At 68.1% G+C, this 16061-nt stretch carries 15 protein-coding genes; 9 read left to right on the top strand and 6 right to left on the bottom strand.

Annotated elements, in window-relative coordinates; genetic code table 11:
- Nucleotides 1–16: 16 nt before the first annotated feature.
- A complete protein-coding gene (locus AC1ZV1_RS09535; protein ID WP_413350860.1) occupies nt 17–646 on the bottom strand; it encodes an L-threonylcarbamoyladenylate synthase in 630 nt (209 codons plus the stop codon).
- Complete coding sequence (locus AC1ZV1_RS09530; RefSeq protein WP_484296490.1) at nt 643–1518, bottom strand: PHP domain-containing protein; 876 nt, start codon at nt 1516–1518, stop codon at nt 643–645. The genes AC1ZV1_RS09535 and AC1ZV1_RS09530 overlap by 4 nt, the downstream gene beginning before the upstream one ends.
- Before the next feature lie 200 nt (nt 1519–1718).
- On the opposite strand from AC1ZV1_RS09530, the gene AC1ZV1_RS09525 reads away from it, so the two are divergent.
- The 7 genes from AC1ZV1_RS09525 to AC1ZV1_RS09495 all read left to right on the top strand — a co-directional run bounded on the left by AC1ZV1_RS09525 (nt 1719) and on the right by AC1ZV1_RS09495 (nt 6389).
- Nucleotides 1719–2312: a septation protein A gene (locus tag AC1ZV1_RS09525; protein ID WP_484296489.1), complete on the top strand. Its 594-nt coding sequence runs from the start codon at nt 1719–1721 to the stop codon at nt 2310–2312.
- A 1-nt stretch (nt 2313) separates the two neighbouring features.
- The gene (locus AC1ZV1_RS09520; protein WP_045210143.1) at nt 2314–2613 is read left to right on the top strand and encodes a YciI family protein; all 300 of its coding nucleotides are present in this window, start codon (nt 2314–2316) and stop codon (nt 2611–2613) included.
- A 108-nt stretch (nt 2614–2721) separates the two neighbouring features.
- The gene (locus tag AC1ZV1_RS09515) at nt 2722–3132 is read left to right on the top strand and encodes an SH3 domain-containing protein (RefSeq protein ID WP_484296488.1); all 411 of its coding nucleotides are present in this window, start codon (nt 2722–2724) and stop codon (nt 3130–3132) included.
- A gap of 13 nt (nt 3133–3145) precedes the next feature.
- On the top strand, nt 3146–3823 hold the full coding sequence (locus AC1ZV1_RS09510) for a response regulator transcription factor (protein WP_484296486.1): 678 nt from the start codon (nt 3146–3148) through the stop codon (nt 3821–3823).
- 170 nt (nt 3824–3993) lie between these two features.
- Complete coding sequence (locus AC1ZV1_RS09505; RefSeq protein WP_484296485.1) at nt 3994–4455, top strand: Spy/CpxP family protein refolding chaperone; 462 nt, start codon at nt 3994–3996, stop codon at nt 4453–4455.
- A gap of 90 nt (nt 4456–4545) precedes the next feature.
- Nucleotides 4546–5883: a sensor histidine kinase gene (locus AC1ZV1_RS09500; protein ID WP_484296484.1), complete on the top strand. Its 1338-nt coding sequence runs from the start codon at nt 4546–4548 to the stop codon at nt 5881–5883.
- A 26-nt stretch (nt 5884–5909) separates the two neighbouring features.
- Nucleotides 5910–6389, top strand: a complete 480-nt coding sequence (locus tag AC1ZV1_RS09495) for a hypothetical protein (protein ID WP_484296483.1) — start codon at nt 5910–5912, stop codon at nt 6387–6389.
- Here AC1ZV1_RS09495 and AC1ZV1_RS09490 read toward each other — a convergent pair.
- Nucleotides 6370–6930 carry an NAD(P)H nitroreductase gene (locus tag AC1ZV1_RS09490; RefSeq protein ID WP_484296482.1) on the bottom strand — a complete coding sequence of 187 codons (561 nt, stop codon included), beginning with the start codon at nt 6928–6930 and terminating at the stop codon, nt 6370–6372. The genes AC1ZV1_RS09495 and AC1ZV1_RS09490 overlap by 20 nt on opposite strands.
- Before the next feature lie 178 nt (nt 6931–7108).
- On the opposite strand from AC1ZV1_RS09490, the gene AC1ZV1_RS09485 reads away from it, so the two are divergent.
- Nucleotides 7109–8563 carry a TrkH family potassium uptake protein gene (locus AC1ZV1_RS09485; RefSeq protein ID WP_484296481.1) on the top strand — a complete coding sequence of 485 codons (1455 nt, stop codon included), beginning with the start codon at nt 7109–7111 and terminating at the stop codon, nt 8561–8563.
- A gap of 71 nt (nt 8564–8634) precedes the next feature.
- On the opposite strand, the gene AC1ZV1_RS09480 is transcribed toward AC1ZV1_RS09485, so the two are convergent.
- Nucleotides 8635–9633, bottom strand: coding sequence for an AraC family transcriptional regulator (locus tag AC1ZV1_RS09480; protein WP_484296480.1), 999 nt, complete (start codon nt 9631–9633; stop codon nt 8635–8637).
- 148 nt (nt 9634–9781) lie between these two features.
- Between AC1ZV1_RS09480 and AC1ZV1_RS09475 the strand changes: the two genes are divergently transcribed.
- Nucleotides 9782–10099, top strand: a complete 318-nt coding sequence (locus AC1ZV1_RS09475) for an Mpo1-like protein (RefSeq protein ID WP_081518014.1) — start codon at nt 9782–9784, stop codon at nt 10097–10099.
- Between the two features lie 12 nt (nt 10100–10111).
- Here the strand turns inward: AC1ZV1_RS09475 and AC1ZV1_RS09470 are convergent, their stop codons facing one another.
- Both AC1ZV1_RS09470 and AC1ZV1_RS09465 read right to left on the bottom strand, forming a co-directional pair.
- A complete protein-coding gene (locus tag AC1ZV1_RS09470; RefSeq protein ID WP_484296479.1) occupies nt 10112–11632 on the bottom strand; it encodes a glycosyltransferase family 39 protein in 1521 nt (506 codons plus the stop codon).
- Nucleotides 11633–11689: 57 nt separating this feature from the next.
- Nucleotides 11690–16006: a DEAD/DEAH box helicase gene (locus AC1ZV1_RS09465; RefSeq protein WP_484296478.1), complete on the bottom strand. Its 4317-nt coding sequence runs from the start codon at nt 16004–16006 to the stop codon at nt 11690–11692.
- Nucleotides 16007–16061: the final 55 nt, after the last annotated feature.

The following is a 16061-nucleotide window of genomic DNA, read 5'->3' as shown; positions in this document are numbered from 1 at the left end:
AGCACGCCGGGCGTGTTCAGGCGTTGACCATGAAGGGTTCCGGGTCGCCGCAGCCGACGCGCACCACGACCGGATCTTCGTCGGTCAGGGCGATCACGGTGGAGGCCTCTCCGCCGCCGAAACCGCCGTCGATGATCAGGTCGACCAGGTGCTCCAGCGAATCACGCATCTCGTACGGATCGTTCAACGGCTCGCTCTCGCCGGGCAGGATCAGGCTGACACTCATCAGCGGCTCGCCCAGCTCCTCCAGCAGCGCCAGGGCGATCGGGCAGGCCGGCACGCGCAGGCCGATGGTGCGACGCTTGGGGTGCAGCAGCATGCGCGGCACTTCGCGGGTAGCGTTGAGGATGAAGGTGTACGGGCCGGGCGTGTGCGCCTTGAGCAGGCGGAACAGGCCGGTGTCGACCTTGGCGTAGAGCCCGAGCTCGGACAGGTCGCGGCAGACCAGGGTGAAGTTGTGCTTGTCGTCCAGCCGGCGGATGTGGCGGATGCGCTCCACCGCGGACTTCTCGCCGATGCGGCAGCCCAACGCGTAGGAGGAATCGGTGGGATAGGCGATCACCCCACCCTGCCGGACGATCTCCACCGCCTGCTTGATCAGGCGCGGCTGGGGATTTTCCGGATGGATCTGAAAGAACTGGCTCATGGAGTCTCCTTGATCCCGATGGCGTTCTCGGCGCTGGCAAAGCGCGGCCAGAGCGGCGGAAGGTCGTCCGGCACGCTCCGGTAAAGGCCCAGCTCCGACCAGTCGCTGGGGCCGTGGAAGTCGCTGCCGGCGGTGACCATAAGGCCGAACTCGCGGGCGAGAATGCTCAGCACGCCGACCTGTTCGGCCGGCTGCGGGCCGTTCACGACTTCGAGAGCATGACCGCCGGCGGCGATGAAGTCGGCCACCAGCTTGCGCCGCTTGGTTCGCGTGAAGTCGTACTGGTAGGGATGCGCCAGGCTGATCCAGGCACCCGCCTCGCGCAGCGTGCCGACGGCATCGGCGAGGCTCGGCCAGTGCTGCTTGACGTCACCCAGCTTGCCGGCGCCCAGCCACTTGCGGAAGGCTTCGGCGCGGTCCTTGACGTGACCCTGGCGCAGCAGGAATTCGGCGAAGTGCGGACGTGCCGGGGCGTTCTCGCTGTCACCCAGCTCGGCCTGGATCGCCCGTGCGCCCTCGAAGGCGCCAGGCATGCCCTTGGCTTCCAGGCGCCGGCCGATCTCGTCGGCGCGGGTCCAGCGGGCGCGATGCAGGTCATCCAGCGCCTTCACCAGCGGCTCGGCGGTCACGTCAAAGCCGTAGCCGAGCACGTGAATGGTCGCCCCGCCCCAGGTGCAGGACACCTCGACACCATCCACCAGCTCCAGCCCCAGCGCCTGGGCGGCGCGACGCGCCTCGGGCAGGCCGTCGAGGGTGTCGTGGTCGGTCAGCGCCAGCACGCGCACGCCGCGCCCATGGGCACGCTCGACCAGGGCCGTCGGGCTGAGCTGTCCGTCGGACGCGGTGCTGTGGCAGTGCAGGTCGACTCGCATGGGGCTTCCAGGAAATGCAGGGGATGGCGTTGTGTCGGAATGGATTTCTGTCGGGATAGCTTTCTGTATAGACGCTTCTGTGCCAACGCTCCCGCAGCAACGCATTGAAACCATGATCTGACGCAGCGTTGGGCGGATGACCCTTTCAGTTCATCCGCAGGTTGGTATTATGCCGGCTCTACTGGGCTCTGGCTGCCGTAATGAAGCAATTCATCGATTTCATTCCCCTGATTCTCTTCTTCATCGTCTACAAGCTCGACCCGCGCAACGTCGAACTCGCCGGCCAGAACGTCTCGATCGGCGGAATCTACAGCGCCACGGCCGTGCTGATCGCCGCGTCCGTGGTGGTCTACGGCGCCCTGCTGATCAAGCAGCGCAAGCTGGACAAGGGCCAGTGGGTGACGCTTGCCGCCTGCCTGGTATTCGGCGGCATGACCCTCGCTTTCCACAGCGAGACCTTCCTCAAGTGGAAGGCCCCGGTGGTGAACTGGCTCTTCGCCCTGGCGTTCGCCGGCAGCCACTTCATCGGCGGCCAGCCGCTGATCCAGCGCATCATGGGCCATGCGGTGCACCTGACCGACTCCCTCTGGGCGAAGCTGAACATCGCCTGGGTGCTGTTCTTCCTGATCTGCGGTTGCGTCCAACTGTTCGTCGCCTTCACCTTCCAGGACTACTGGGTGGACTTCAAGGTGTTCGGCAGCCTGGGCATGACCCTGCTGTTCCTGATCGGCCAGGGCGTGTTCCTGGCCCGCCACATGCACGATGAACCCACCGGCGAAAAACCCAAGGACTGACATGCTCTACGCGATCATTGCCCGTGATATCACCGCTTCCCAAGAACGCCGCCTGGCCGCCCGTCCCGCGCACATCGCTCGCCTGGAGCAACTGAAGGAAGAAGGCCGCCTGGTGCTGGCCGGCCCGCATCCGGCCATCGACAGCAACGACCCGGGCGCCGCCGGCTTCACCGGCAGCCTGATCGTCGCCGAGTTCGACTCTTTGGCCGCCGCCCAAGCCTGGGCCGACGCCGACCCGTACCGCGCCGCCGGCGTCTACGCTGACGTCGTGGTCAAGCCGTTCAAGAAAGTCCTGCCGTAACAGCGCGCGAGCTGTTGCACCCCGGGGCACGGAGCGCCGCGGGGCATCGCAGCCGGACAGCGCCGGGATGGCCATGGACGGCGGCACATCATCGAACAAGGAGTCCCGATGCGCCGTTTGCCCCTGCTCGCCTGCCTCGCCCTGCCGCTGCCCGCCCTCGCCGAAGAGCCCGTCACGGAGCAACCGGCGCAATCCGCTGTCCAAGCACCAACGCAAGCGCCGGCCGCCCACGCCGAACTGGAACAGCGCCTGGCCGACAGCGAACGGCAACGTGCCGAGCTGGCTGCGCAGCTTGCCAACCCGGATAACAGCCAGGATGAAGCGCGCATCGCCCGCCTCACCCAGGAGAATCAGCGCCTGAAGCTGCAACTGCGCGAGGCCCAGGCCAACCAGCCGCCGCGCCTGCTCAGCGAGCAGCAGACCTGGTACGCAACCGGTGCCGGCACCGCCCTGCTGGCGTTCGTCCTGGGCATGCTGAGCCGTGGTCGACGCCGCTCCCGACGCGAATGGATCAACTGAAAGAAGCCTCTTCATGAGTGAACTGCTGCTGATCGACGACGATGTCGAACTCTGCGAACTGCTGACCACCTGGTTGACCCAGGAAGGCTTCAGCATCCGCGCCGCCCACGACGGTGCGCAGGCCCGCGCGGCCCTGGGCAGCCGCGCGCCGGACGCCGTCGTGCTCGATGTCATGCTGCCCGACGGCAGCGGCCTGGAGCTGCTCAAGTCGCTGCGCAGCGACCACCCCGACCTGCCCGTGCTGATGCTGTCCGCCCGCGGCGAGCCACTGGACCGCATCCTCGGCCTGGAACTGGGCGCCGACGACTACCTGGCCAAGCCCTGCGATCCCCGCGAGCTGACCGCCCGCCTGCGCGCCGTGCTGCGTCGCAGCCATCCGACGCAACCTGCCGCGCAGCTGGAACTGGGCGACCTGGCGCTGAACCTGTCGCGCGGCGTGGCCAGCATTGGTGCCGAGGAGATCAGCCTGACGCTCTCCGAGAGCCGCATCCTCGAAGCCCTGCTGCGCCAGCCCGGCGAGCCGCTGGACAAGCAGGCCCTGGCGCAGCTCGCGCTGGGCCGCAAGCTGACCCTGTACGACCGCAGCCTGGACATGCACGTCAGCAACCTGCGCAAGAAGCTTGGCGGCCACCCCGACGGTCGCCCGCGCATCCTCGCCCTGCGCGGGCGCGGCTACTTCTACGCCCCCTGACCGATGCGCGCTTTCCGGCCCGGGCCGCTCTGGCCCGGGCTTTGGTAAAGATGCCAGCAGGGCTTCACGCAATCTTTACCGAAGCTTTACGTGGGACTGACCGCCCTTGACCTTGCGGTCCCTAGACTGGGCTCATCCGGTAACGACCGGCCCCAGAAAGGAGAAACACCATGCGCAAGACCCTGACCGCCCTGCTGATCGCCGCTGCCCTGCCGACCGTCGCGCTGGCGGCCACTCCCGCGCCGACCGACGCTCCGCCGCCCGCCCCGTTCATGAAAGACCATGGCCCGGGCATGCACGGCCAGCGTGGCGAACACGGCGGCCTGTTCCGCGAACTGAACCTGACCCAGGACCAGCGCCAGCAAGTCGGCAAGCTGATGGGCGATTCGATGAAGGATCGCCGCGCGATCACCGAGAAGTATTGGAACAAGCTGCCCGAAGCCGATCGCAAGGCCATGCAGGAAGAGCTGAAGGCCAATCGCGAGAAGTCCGAGGCCAGCATCCGCGGCATCCTCACTCCCGAGCAACAGAAGAAGTTCGACGAGCTGAAGAAGCAACGTGAACAGCGCAAGGCCGAGTGGGCGGAGTTCCAGACCTGGAAAGCCCAGAAAGACGGCGCCAAGACCAACTGATCACTCCAGCACGTGCAGGCGCCGGGTTATCCCGGCGTCTTGCCGTGGGGCCCTGACAACGGATAGACCATGCGGCTGAACAGGAAGACCATGCGTTCACTCTTCTGGCGGATCCTCGCTGCCTTCTGGCTTGCCCTGTTGCTGGTGGCCGGACTGTCGATCCTGCTGGGCCGCGCCCTGAACCAGGACACCTGGGTCATCGCCCGCTATCCCGGGCTGCACGACATCGCCAAGCAATGGACCCTGCTCTACGAGACGCAAGGCCCCGCCGCTGCGCAACAACTGCTGGAAAGCCGCCGGCAGCAATACGAGCTCTCGGTCCAGGTGCTCGACGAGACCGGCCAGCGCCTGGTCAACGGCACCTACCTGCCCCGCCCGCCGCGCCCCCGCGACAACAACTTCGACCGCAACGACATGCCGCGCTTCCCCTGGCGCCAGTTGAGCCAGGAATACACCAGCAGCCGAACCGACCAGACCTACCTGTTCATCTACCGCATTCCGCACCCGACACTGCAGGCCTGGCATCGCAGCAGCCTGCTCTGGCCGCTGAGCGCGCTGGGTATCGCCCTGGTGGTGCTGACCGTCTTCAGCCTGCTGCTGACGCTGTCGATCACCCGTCCGCTGAACCGCCTGCGCCGCGCCGTGCACGATCTCGGCCAGACCAGTTATCAACAGGACAGCCTGGCCCGCCTCGCCCGCCGTGGCGACGAACTGGGCGTGCTGGCCCGCGACTTCAACCGCATGGGCGCCCGCCTGCAAGGACTGATCGGCAGCCAGCGCCAACTCCTGCGTGACGTGTCCCACGAACTGCGTTCACCGCTGGCCCGCCTGCGCATCGCCCTGGCCCTGGCCGAACGCGCCGGCCCCGAGCAGCGCGCCGCCATGTGGCCGCGCCTGGAGCAGGAGTGCGACCGTCTCGAAGCGCTGATCGGCGAAATCCTCGCCCTCGCCCGCCTGGATGCCGAGCCGGGCCCGACCAGCCGCATCGAACTGCTGCCGCTGTTCGAGCGCCTGCGCAACGACGCACAACTGCTTTACCCGGAACAGAACGTCCAGCTCGACATCGCTCCGCAACTGGCTATCGACGGCTGGCCGGACATGCTCGAACGCGCCCTCGACAACCTGCTGCGCAACGCCCTGCGGTTCAACCCGGCGGAACAGCCGCTGGACGTGCAGGCCAGGGTCGATGGCGAACGCCTGCACATCAGCATCCGCGACCACGGCCCCGGCGCCAGCGAGGAACACCTGGCGCAATTGGGCGAACCCTTCTTCCGCGCCCCCAACCAGAGCAGCCCCGGCCATGGCCTGGGCCTGGCCATCGCCCGGCGCGCCATCGAGCGCCACCATGGGCGGCTGCGCCTGAGCAATCATCCCGAGGGCGGCTTCCTGGCCCGCATCGACCTGCCGCTGCGCCGCCAGGTCGCCTGAACCGAGCGCACTATCGGAGAGCAACCATGAACCTTCCTGTCTTCGCTGCCCCGATCCCCGCCTTGCAACAGCCCCTGCCGCCGGCCGCCCTGTTGCGCAGCGAGCCTTACGATGATCCGCAGTACCTGGTGCTGGCAGTAGAACTGGCGCGTCTCGCCGAGCAATGGCGTGCACGCTGGCCCGGCTTGCGCCTGAGCCTGCCGCGGAGCGGCACCTGGCCGCTGGAAAGCTGGCCGGATGCGCTGGGGGAAGCCCTCGGTTCCCTGCTGGATGGGGCCCTGGCGCAGCAGCCGCACGCTGCGCTGGAGCTGTCGCTCAGCTCAGCCCACGGTGAATTGCGTCTGGATCTGCAGGGCTATGATCCGCAGGCGCGGGCCTGGCTACCGGAAGCCCTGCCCCCGGCGCGGCGCCTGACTGCCTGGCAGGGCGGGCACCTGCTCTGGCGGGCCCGCAACGGAGGCTGGAAGGTTCGCCTGGAACTGCCGCTCAGCCCCGCCAGGCGCTGACGAACTCGGCCGGGTCCAGCGGTGCCGGGCGGCGCAGCTCGCCGACCGGTGTACCAAGGTAGATGAAGCCGACAATGCGCTCGTTCTCGGTCAGGCCCAGGCCCTCGCGCACCAGCGGATCGAACGCCATGGCGCCGGTGCGCCACATCGCTCCCAATCCTTCCACATAAGCGGCCTGGACGATGCCATGGGCGGCGCACCCCGCCGCCAGCCACTGCTCGATCTCCGGCACCTTGGGGTGATCCTGCAGGCGCGCCACGGCCACCACCAGCAGCGGTGCGCGCAGCGGCATGGCGCGGGCCTTGTCCAGCGCCTCGGGCTTGCCGTTCGGCTCATTGGCCGCCACCGCGCGAGCGAACAACTCACCCAGCGCCTTGCGCGCCTCGCCTTCCACGGTGAGGAAACGCCACGGGCGCAGCTGCCCGTGGTCCGGTGCGCGCAGCGCCGCGCGGAACATGCGGTCCAGTTGCTCGGCGGACGGCGCCGGCTCGCTCAGGCGGGCGTGGGACACACGGTTGAGCAACGCGTCGAGAGCCTCCATGGGCTGCCTCCAGTCAATCTCGAAAGCCGCCATTGTAGACGCAACGGGTTCGCATCTGCCCGGGAAAGACACCGCCCTCGCGCGCTGTCCCACTCGCCAGGAGGTCGGTGTTGCGCGGTTTACTCTCGGCAGACGGCAGGTAAAATGGCCGATTCCCATCGGATTCAGACCTCAGCGCATGGCCCTGCCGACACTACGCACCCTCGGATTCATCATCGGCATCTTCGTGATCACGCTGGCGGTCGCCATGCTGGTCCCCATGGCCACGCTGCTCTACTACGGCCGCGCCAACGAACTGCATCCCTTCATCTGGTCGGCGATCATCACCTTCACCTGCGGGCTGGGCCTGGTCATTCCCGGTCGCCCGGACCAGGTGCACCTGCGCCCGCGGGACATGTACATGCTCACCGTGTCGAGCTGGGTGATCGTCTGCTTCTTCTCCTCCCTGCCCTTCATGTTCGCCCGGCACATCAGCTTCACCGACGCGATCTTCGAGAGCATGTCGGGGATTACCGCCACCGGCTCGACCGTGCTGTCCGGGCTGGACAAGATGTCGCCGGGTATCCTCATCTGGCGCTCGCTGCTGCACTGGCTGGGCGGCATCGGCTTCATCGCGATGGCGGTGGCGATCCTGCCCATGCTGCGCATCGGCGGCATGCGCCTGTTCCAGACCGAATCCTCCGACCGCTCCGATAAAGTCATGCCGCGCTCGCACATGGTGGCCAAGTACATCGTCGGGGTTTACGTGGCCATCACCATCGCCGGCACCCTGGCGTTCTGGTGGGCCGGCATGGGGCTGTTCGACTCGCTCAACCACGCCATGTCGGCGATCTCCACCGGAGGCTTCTCCACCTCCGACCAGTCACTGGCGAAGTGGCACCAGCCGGCAGTGCACTGGGTCGCGGTCGTGGTGATGATCCTGGGCAGCATCCCCTTCGTACTGTATGTGTCCATGCTGCGCGGCAACCGCAAGGCGCTGATCCGCGACCACCAGGTACACGGTTTCCTCGGCCTGCTGGTGGTCACCTGGCTGGTGATGGGGACCTGGTACTCGGTGACCTCCAGCCTGCCCTGGTTCGACGCTTTCCGCATTGTCGCGGTGAACGTGACCTCGGTGGTCACCACCACCGGCTTCGCCCTGGGCGACTACAGCCTGTGGGGCCATTTCTCGATCATGCTGTTCTTCTACCTGGGCTTCATCGGCGGCTGCTCCGGCTCAACGGCCGGCGGCATCAAGATCTTCCGCTTCCAGGTGGCCTTCACCCTGCTGCGCGCCAGCCTCTACCAGCTGATCCACCCGCGCGCCGTGATCCGCCAGAGCTACAACGGCCACCGCCTGGACGAAGAGATCGTGCGCTCGATCCTGACCTTCTCGTTCTTCTTCGGCGCCACCGTCGGCGCCCTGGCGCTGGGCCTGTCGTTCCTCGGCCTGGACTGGATGACCTCGCTCACCGGCGCGGCCAGCACCGTGGCCGGCGTCGGCCCGGGCATGGGCCCGATCATCGGCCCGTCCGGCAACTTCGCCTCGCTGCCGGACGCCGCCAAGTGGCTGCTCTGCGCCGGCATGCTCGCTGGGCGACTGGAGATCATCACCGTGCTGGTGCTGTTCACCCCGGCCTTCTGGCGGCATTGATCGCTCCACCGTGAATGCGTCCTGCAAATCGGCATGCCGGCGGCGTCGACGTCCGGCCCAGCCCGTGCCGGTTACAGCTCCTCGCGATACTCTCCCGGCGTCTTGCCAAACCAGCGGCGAAAGGCGCGGAAGAAGTTACTCGGCTCCGAGAACCCCAGCAGGTAGGCGATCTCCAGCAAGGTCATGCGCGGCGTGGCGAGGTACTGCTGGGCCAGTTCGCGGCGCGTATCGTCGAGCAGTTGCTGGTAACTGGTGCCCTCTTCCTGCAAACGACGCTGCAGGGTGCGTTCGGAGAGATTGAGCGCCTGCGCTACGCTCTCGCGCTTGGGCTCGCCCTGGGGCAACAGGCGGCACAGCACCTGGCGTGTCTGGTGGCTGAAGCGGCTGCTGACGAAGCGCGCCAGGTATTCCCCGGCGAAACGGTCATGCAGGCGCGCCAGCTCTTCGTTGGCAGTAGGCAGCGGCGCACCCATGTCCTCGTGGGAGAACAGCATCGCGCAGTCCGCATGGCCGAAGCTCAGCGGCGCCTGGAACAGCTCGCGGTAGGGTTCGATATTCAGTGGCGCCTCGCCAGCCAGGCGCACTTCCAGCGGCCTGATCGCCCGCCCGGTGATCCAGCGCAGCATCGCAATGAGGCTGGCCAGCGAACACTCCGCGCTCTGCCGTGGCACCGGCAGCCGGTCGCCGTGGACCACGATGCGGTACAGGCAGCCCTCGGGCAGGCGACGGAAGGTCAGGTCGGCACCTTCGGCAATGATCCGCTGGTAACGCTCCAGGCGCTCGAAGCCCTCGCCCAGGTTGCGGCTCGACATCAGCGCATACCCCACCACGGGGAACGCCGGGGTGTGCACGCGGGCGATGTTCAGGCCGATGGCCGGGTTGCCGGAGAGCTCCACAGCACGGTTCCACAATCGGCTCATGGCGTCCTGCGGGAAGCGCGCATCGGGGTCGTCGAGGGCGGTGAAATCAAGCCCCAGTTCGGCGAACAGCGCGCGGCAGTCGAGGCCTTCCAGCGCCAGCGACTGGACGATCCCCCGCACCCAGCTCGACAGGGTCGTACGCTCAGGCATGCAATTTCTTCTGGTTATGGTGGTGATCCGCGCCGAACGGCCGGATAAGCCGGCGGCACAGGGGGATACTAAACTGGCCCCCTATGTCATCCGCAAGTCTGAAGGCACCGGCCTACACTGGCGCCATCACAACAACAGGAGGTGCGCCATGAGCACCCAGACCGCCGATCGGTTCCAGAGCTTTGCCGAGTTCTATCCGTACTACCTGCAGGAACACAGCAACGCCGTCTGCCGCCGCCTGCACTACGTGGGCAGCCTGCTGGTGCTGTCGATCCTCGCCTACGCCCTCGTCAGCGGGCACTGGCTGTGGTTGCTGGCCATGCCGCTGGCCGGCTACGGCTTCGCCTGGGTCGGGCATTTCGTGTTCGAGAAGAACCGCCCGGCCACCTTCAAATACCCGCTGTGGTCGCTGATGGGCGACTGGGTCATGCTCAAGGACGCCTTCACCGGGCGCATCCGCTTCTGAGCCAGTGAGCGATCAGCGCGCGGCGTTACGCAACGACGCGCGCTCGAAGAGCAGCGCCTGCACTTCCCCGCCAGCGTGCTGGGCGACGCGCCGCCAACTCGCGGGCACGTCGGGAATCTCCTGGTCGTTGTAGCGACTCATCACCAGCCACACGCGCCCTTCGTCGCGCGGCAGGTCGGCCAGGCGATCGACGAAACTGTGCTGGCGATCGTCGATCAGCGAACCGAAACCATACGCGCCGGGTCGCCCGGAAGAACCGTCGTCCGCCGGTGCGGTATAGAGCAGCGGCTCGATGCCGGTATGGTTGTAGTAACGGAACGCCAGGTACCAGAGGATATCGTCGACCACCACCCGGTCCCCCGCGCGGTAATGGGCGTTGACGTAGTCGACCATGCCGTCGAACTGCTCGTCCGGATCCGTTTCGAGGGCGCGCTCCAGACCCATGCCCTGCAGGCCGAGCAGTGTTGCCAGCATCACCGCCCCGAGCGCGCGACGCACCTCCATCAAGTGATCCAGCGCCAGTGCGAACAGCAGCGGCAGGCCGAGGGCGAATGCCGTCAGGTAGCGCTCGACGAACACCGGCGAGGCGAACGACACGCCATACAGCACCAGCAGCGGAAGACCGATGTAGAGCGCAACCAGTACGCCGACACGCTGGCGGCTGCGATCCTGGCGCAGCACCAGCAGCATCGCGGCGACCACCAGCAGCGGCACGCCCACCAGCAAGGGCCAGGACAGCTCGTTGCCATCGGACTGCGCCAGCCATTGCCAGAGCATCGAGGGCACGGAGCGGCCATCCACCGGCGGCTCCCATCCCACGTCCCCTCCGGCGACCAGCACCGCCATGTGCCGGACCAGGTCCAGCAACCCGGGCAACCACGGCAGGAACAGCACGAGGATCGCCAGGTTCGCCAGCCACCAGTCGCGGCGGCGCAGCGGACTGCCCGGCAGCGTCGCCAGCCAGGCCCAGTGCACGGCCAGGCCGAACAGGCTGAAATAGTGGGTGTAGAACGCCGCCGCCATCAGCAGCGCATACGCCAGCAGGTGGCGCCGCTTGCCCTCATCCAGCCAGTAGAGCAAGGCCAGGGTCGCCGCCAGCAGCCAGCAACCGAGCAGTGAATACATGCGCACTTCCTGGCTGTAGCGCACCGCGGTGGGCAACAGTGCCAGCAGCAGGACGGCAAGCGCGGTGGCGCGACGACTGGCAGTACGCCAGGTCAGCCAGCCACCGAGGAAGACCGCGAGCGTGCCGAATGCTGCGCTGAACAGGCGCAGCGACAGCACACCCTCGCCAAACAGCCCGACCCACAGGTGCAGCAAGTAGAAATACAGCGGCGGATGCACGTCGCGGGCGGCGTGCTGCCAGAGTTGCAGCGGCGAATAGCGGGCGAGGAACAGGCTGGAGCTTTCATCGCCCCACATGGCCGAGCCAGTCAGTTCATACAGGCGCAGAGACAGGGCGAGCGCCAGCAGCGGGAGGAACCACCACTGGCGCAACAGGGCAGACAGGCTCGGGGAAACGCGGGAAGACATCACAGCCTCGCAGGGAGAAACGTCCGTGCCGCTGAGTGTATGCCAGCCGCGCCCGGCTTACCGCCGGATCAGCAGTTCCCGGGCGCGTGCCTGGTCCTCCGGCGTCAGCTCGGCGAGCAGTTCCACCTCGCCGGCGATCAGCGCCCCCACCGGCACGCCATCGCGATAGAGCACACGGTTGCCGCTCACCGCCGGCACCTTGCGTCCCGGCAGCAGCGTGCCGGCAAGATTCAATGGATCGACCGCCGACACCACCACCCACTCGCCACTCGCCTCCCGCCGGCGCACCTCGCGCAGCAGGCCGACAGCCTCGGGCAGGGCGAACTGCTCGCCGGTCAACCCGGCGACGAAGCGCCCACCGCGGATTTCCCCTCGCGCCTCCAGGCGATGGTAGACCCGCAGCAGGACACGCCACGGCGGCAGCCAATCGGCTTCGCGGTCGAGCAGGCGCCAGCAGATCACGCCGTAGCGGCGCAGCAAGGTCATGGCGACATGTTCGAGGACTTCCGCCGGCAGACGCGCGCCCGGCTCCAGCGTGGAGCGACGCAGCAGCGCCCAGCGCCCGGCATCGGCCATGCCGAACAGCGGCGCTCGCGAACGGCGTTGCGGGTGGCGCCTCGCGGCCGGAATCAACAGGGCGCGCAGGCCGGCAAAGCTATCGGCATTCACCCGCCCTGCCGCCACCAGCTCGCCCAGCACGGTCTCCAGCTCCGTGCGCAGCAGGTGGCTGTCGCTGGCCAGCTCCTCGAAGAAGGAGGCGCCGTGCTCCTTGAGCACTTCCAGCACCTTGCTGGCCTTGGCGGACAGCTCCGTTTCCGCCTGCCCCGCACTCAGCACGCTCCATGGCGCCATCTGCGCGCGCGGCAGCAGCACGATGGGCGAGCTCTTCAGCGGGCCGCCGCGGCCCTTCGCAGCGGTTCGGCCCGGCAGGCGCGCCCAGACGATACGGCCGGCGCGGCACAGGTCGTCCAGCCAGTTGATGCCGTAGTCGGCCACGCGGCTGGGCAGGATGTCGCTTTCCCAGGCGCCGGCGGCGGCCTGGAAGCCTTCCAACTGGCTGAGCACGCCTGCCAGTGACTCCGCCCCGCGCGCCCGCGCTCCGCTGGAGACGCGCTGCCAGTCGAACAGGAAGCGCATGAAGTCCGCCCGCGCCACCGGCTCGATTTCCCGGCGCAGGCGCTTGACCGTGTAGCGATGGATACGCGCCAGCAGGTGACGCTCGCACCACTCTTCCTCGCTCGCGCCCGGGGTGAAGCGGCCGCGCAGCACGTAGCCCTCGCGCTCCAGGCTGGCGAGGGCGAAGCCGGTATCGCCGGTGGCAATGCCCAGGTCATCCGCCAGCTCACGCAGCAGGCGCGGGCCGAAACCGGTCAGGCGCGCCCGCACCAGCTCCACCTGCGCCTCGTCTGCCGCACAGGGCTCCCTCAGGGCCGGCGGCAGGTCGAGCAGCGGTTTCATCGCCACCTGCGGGTGCAGCGCGAGCCATTGACTGAGCCGCTCCGCCGCCACCCACACCGCGCCGGATAACAGCTCCAGGCGCGTTGCCCGGCCCGCCTTGGCCAGCGACTTGAGCAGGAAGGGCCAGCCCTCGTTGGCCCGCGCCTCGCTGTCGCGAATACCTCCCAGAGCGCTCAGTGCCTCGTGCATCTCGTCGGCGTCACGGGCCTCGGGCCAGGCCTCGGCGCGCACCGCCTCGATGGCGTCGGCGTCCAGCGCGCCGAGGTCGTCGGCGCTTTCCGGATCGGTCCAGCGGCGGCGCTGCACGGCCTGGGTGCGACGCTCCTCCAGCGGCGCGTCGTCGAGGAACGCGTACGGGCTGGCGGACAGCACCTCCGCCGCCAGCGGCGACGGCGCCGGCAGGTCCCGTGCCAGCAGGGTCACCGCACCGCTTTCCATGCGCCGCAGCAGGTCGAGCCAGCCTTCACTGTCCATCGCTTCGTGCAGGCAGTCGTCGAGGGTCTGCGCCACCAGCGGGTGGTCGGGAATCTCACGCTCGCCAACGATGTTCTCCAGGCACGCCACCTGGTCGGGGAACACCGAGGCCAGCAGGTCTTCGCTGCGCATGCGCTGCAATTGGGGGGCGACCTTCCGCCCACCGCTGTAGCGCGGCAAGGCCAGCGCGGTGGTGGCGTTCCAGCGCCAGCGCACGCCGAACAGCGGCGCGTCGAGCAGCGCCTGGATCAGCACCTGTTCGGCGCTGTTGGCATGCAGGTAGCGCCACACCTCGTCCAGCGGGAAGCTGTGGCTGGTCGACAGCGAGAGGATGATCGCGTCCTCGGTGGCGGCGGCCTGCAGCTCGAAGTTGAAGGTGCGGCAGAAGCGCTTGCGCAGCGCCAGGCCCCAGGCACGGTTGATGCGGCTGCCGTAGGGCGAATGGATGACCAGCTGCATGCCGCCGGACTCGTCGAAGAAGCGCTCGAGGATCAGCGTCTTCTGCGTCGGCAGCGCGCCGAGGGCATGGCGCGCGCGGGCCAGGTACTCCACCAGCTGCCGCGCCGCCGCGTCGTTCAGGCCGAGCAGTCCCTGCAGCCAGTCGATGGCCCGTGCCAGCGGTTCGGGGTCGTTCTCGCCCTGGGCCAGCAGCTCGTCCAGCCGGCCGCGCAGGCGCGCGACGCTGAAGGACAGCTCGTCGGTGCGTCCCGGCGCCTCGCCGAGCCAGAAGGGAATGTTCGGCGGCTGGCCCTGGGCGTCCTCGACGCGCACGCGGCCCGGCTCCACGCGCAGGATGCGATAGGAAATATTGCCCAGCTGGAACACATCGCCGGCCAGGCTTTCCACCGCGAAGTCCTCGTTTACCGTGCCCACGGTCAGGCCCTGCGGCTCCAGCAGCACGGCATAGTCGCCGGTATCGGGGATGGTGCCGCCGGAGGTCACGGCGGTGAGCTTGGCACCACGCCGGCCGCGCAGCCGCCGATGCACGGCATCGAGGTGCAGGTAGGCGCCACGCTGGCCGTTACGGCTGGTGTAGCCCTCGGCCAGTGTGCGCAGCACGGCATCGAATCGCTCGCGAGCAAGGTCGGCGTAGGGTTGCGCGCCGGTGAACAGTTGGAACAGCGCGTCCTCGCGCCATTCCTGGCAGGCCACCTCGGCGACGATCTGCTGGGCCAGCACGTCCAGCGGCGCGCGGGGAATGGTCAGCGCATCCAGTTCGTTCTGCCGCACGCTGTCGAGCAGCGCCACACACTCGATCAGGTCATCCCGCGAGGTCGGGAACAGCCTCCCCTTGGGCGTGCCGCCGACGCTGTGGCCGGAGCGTCCGACGCGCTGCAGGAAGGCGGCGATGGAGCGCGGCGAGCCGATCTGGCAGACCAGTTCGACGTCGCCGATGTCGATGCCCAGTTCCAGCGAAGCGGTGGCCACCAGCACCTTGAGTTGCCCGGCCTTGAGCCGCCGTTCGGCGCCCAGGCGCAATTCCTTGGACAGGCTGCCGTGGTGCGCCGCGACCCAGCCGGCGCCTATGCGCTCGGCCAGGTGCCGGGTGACCCGCTCGGACAACCGCCGGGTGTTGACGAAGACGAGGGTGGTGCGGTGCTCGCTGGCCAGCTCGGCCAGGCGGTCGTAGACCTTGTCCCAGAAATCATGGGACATCACCGCTTCCAACGGCGCGGCGGGTACCTCCAGGTTCAGGTCGCGCTGGCGGCTGTAGCCGATGTCGACGATGCGGCAGGCCTGATGACGGCCCACCAGGAAAGCTGCCACCGCCGAGAGCGGCTTCTGCGTCGCGGACAGCCCGATGCGCACCAGCGGCGCTTCGCACAGCGCCTGCAGGCGCTCGAGCGACAGCGCCAGATGGCTGCCGCGCTTGCTCGCGGCCAACGCGTGGATTTCATCGACGATCACGCTGCGGGCGCCGGCCAGCATGGCGCGCCCCGAATCCGAGCCGAGCAGCACGTAGAGCGATTCAGGCGTGGTCACCAGGATATGCGGCACCTGCTTGCGCATCGCATCGCGTTCTTTCGAGGTGGTATCGCCGGTACGCACGGCGGTGCGGATATCCACCTCCGGCAGGCCCATCTCGACCAGCGCGGCGCGGATGCCGGCCAGCGGTTCTTCGAGGTTGATGCGGATATCGTTGGACAGCGCCTTGAGTGGCGAGACGTAGACCACCGTGGTGCGATCGGGCAAAGCACCGCCGTTCTCCAGCCCTTCGCGGACCAGCGCATCGATGGCCGACAGGAAAGCCGTGAGCGTCTTTCCCGAGCCGGTTGGCGCTGCCACCAGCGTTGATGCCCCAGCCTGGACCGCAGGCCACGCCTCGACCTGCGCCTGCGTCGGTGCCGGGAAATGCGCCCGGAACCAGCCGGCCACCGCCGGGTGGAAGGCGGACAGCACATCGGCTCGCTTGGCGCGGAAAGAGGTTCGGGAAGCGGTCATGCAGACCAATATGGTGGTGCGCGAAGCCCGTCACAAGGACCGCTGATCGCGCCTC

The organism is Pseudomonas sp. BB438 (assembly GCF_057180225.1).
Note: the sequence above shows the minus strand (reverse complement) of the source record. Positions and strands in the feature narration are given on the sequence as shown.

What these genes read in the sequence shown, in the direction of transcription:
- AC1ZV1_RS09535 (WP_413350860.1), bottom strand. Translation starts at nt 646, where the DNA reads ATGAGCCAGTTCTTTCAGATCCATCCGGAAAATCCCCAGCCGCGCCTG.
- AC1ZV1_RS09530 (WP_484296490.1), bottom strand. Translation starts at nt 1,518, where the DNA reads ATGCGAGTCGACCTGCACTGCCACAGCACCGCGTCCGACGGACAGCTC.
- AC1ZV1_RS09525 (WP_484296489.1), top strand. Translation starts at nt 1,719, where the DNA reads ATGAAGCAATTCATCGATTTCATTCCCCTGATTCTCTTCTTCATCGTC.
- AC1ZV1_RS09520 (WP_045210143.1), top strand. Translation starts at nt 2,314, where the DNA reads ATGCTCTACGCGATCATTGCCCGTGATATCACCGCTTCCCAAGAACGC.
- AC1ZV1_RS09515 (WP_484296488.1), top strand. Translation starts at nt 2,722, where the DNA reads ATGCGCCGTTTGCCCCTGCTCGCCTGCCTCGCCCTGCCGCTGCCCGCC.
- AC1ZV1_RS09510 (WP_484296486.1), top strand. Translation starts at nt 3,146, where the DNA reads ATGAGTGAACTGCTGCTGATCGACGACGATGTCGAACTCTGCGAACTG.
- AC1ZV1_RS09505 (WP_484296485.1), top strand. Translation starts at nt 3,994, where the DNA reads ATGCGCAAGACCCTGACCGCCCTGCTGATCGCCGCTGCCCTGCCGACC.
- AC1ZV1_RS09500 (WP_484296484.1), top strand. Translation starts at nt 4,546, where the DNA reads ATGCGTTCACTCTTCTGGCGGATCCTCGCTGCCTTCTGGCTTGCCCTG.
- AC1ZV1_RS09495 (WP_484296483.1), top strand. Translation starts at nt 5,910, where the DNA reads ATGAACCTTCCTGTCTTCGCTGCCCCGATCCCCGCCTTGCAACAGCCC.
- AC1ZV1_RS09490 (WP_484296482.1), bottom strand. Translation starts at nt 6,930, where the DNA reads ATGGAGGCTCTCGACGCGTTGCTCAACCGTGTGTCCCACGCCCGCCTG.
- AC1ZV1_RS09485 (WP_484296481.1), top strand. Translation starts at nt 7,109, where the DNA reads ATGGCCCTGCCGACACTACGCACCCTCGGATTCATCATCGGCATCTTC.
- AC1ZV1_RS09480 (WP_484296480.1), bottom strand. Translation starts at nt 9,633, where the DNA reads ATGCCTGAGCGTACGACCCTGTCGAGCTGGGTGCGGGGGATCGTCCAG.
- AC1ZV1_RS09475 (WP_081518014.1), top strand. Translation starts at nt 9,782, where the DNA reads ATGAGCACCCAGACCGCCGATCGGTTCCAGAGCTTTGCCGAGTTCTAT.
- AC1ZV1_RS09470 (WP_484296479.1), bottom strand. Translation starts at nt 11,632, where the DNA reads ATGTCTTCCCGCGTTTCCCCGAGCCTGTCTGCCCTGTTGCGCCAGTGG.
- AC1ZV1_RS09465 (WP_484296478.1), bottom strand. Translation starts at nt 16,006, where the DNA reads ATGACCGCTTCCCGAACCTCTTTCCGCGCCAAGCGAGCCGATGTGCTG.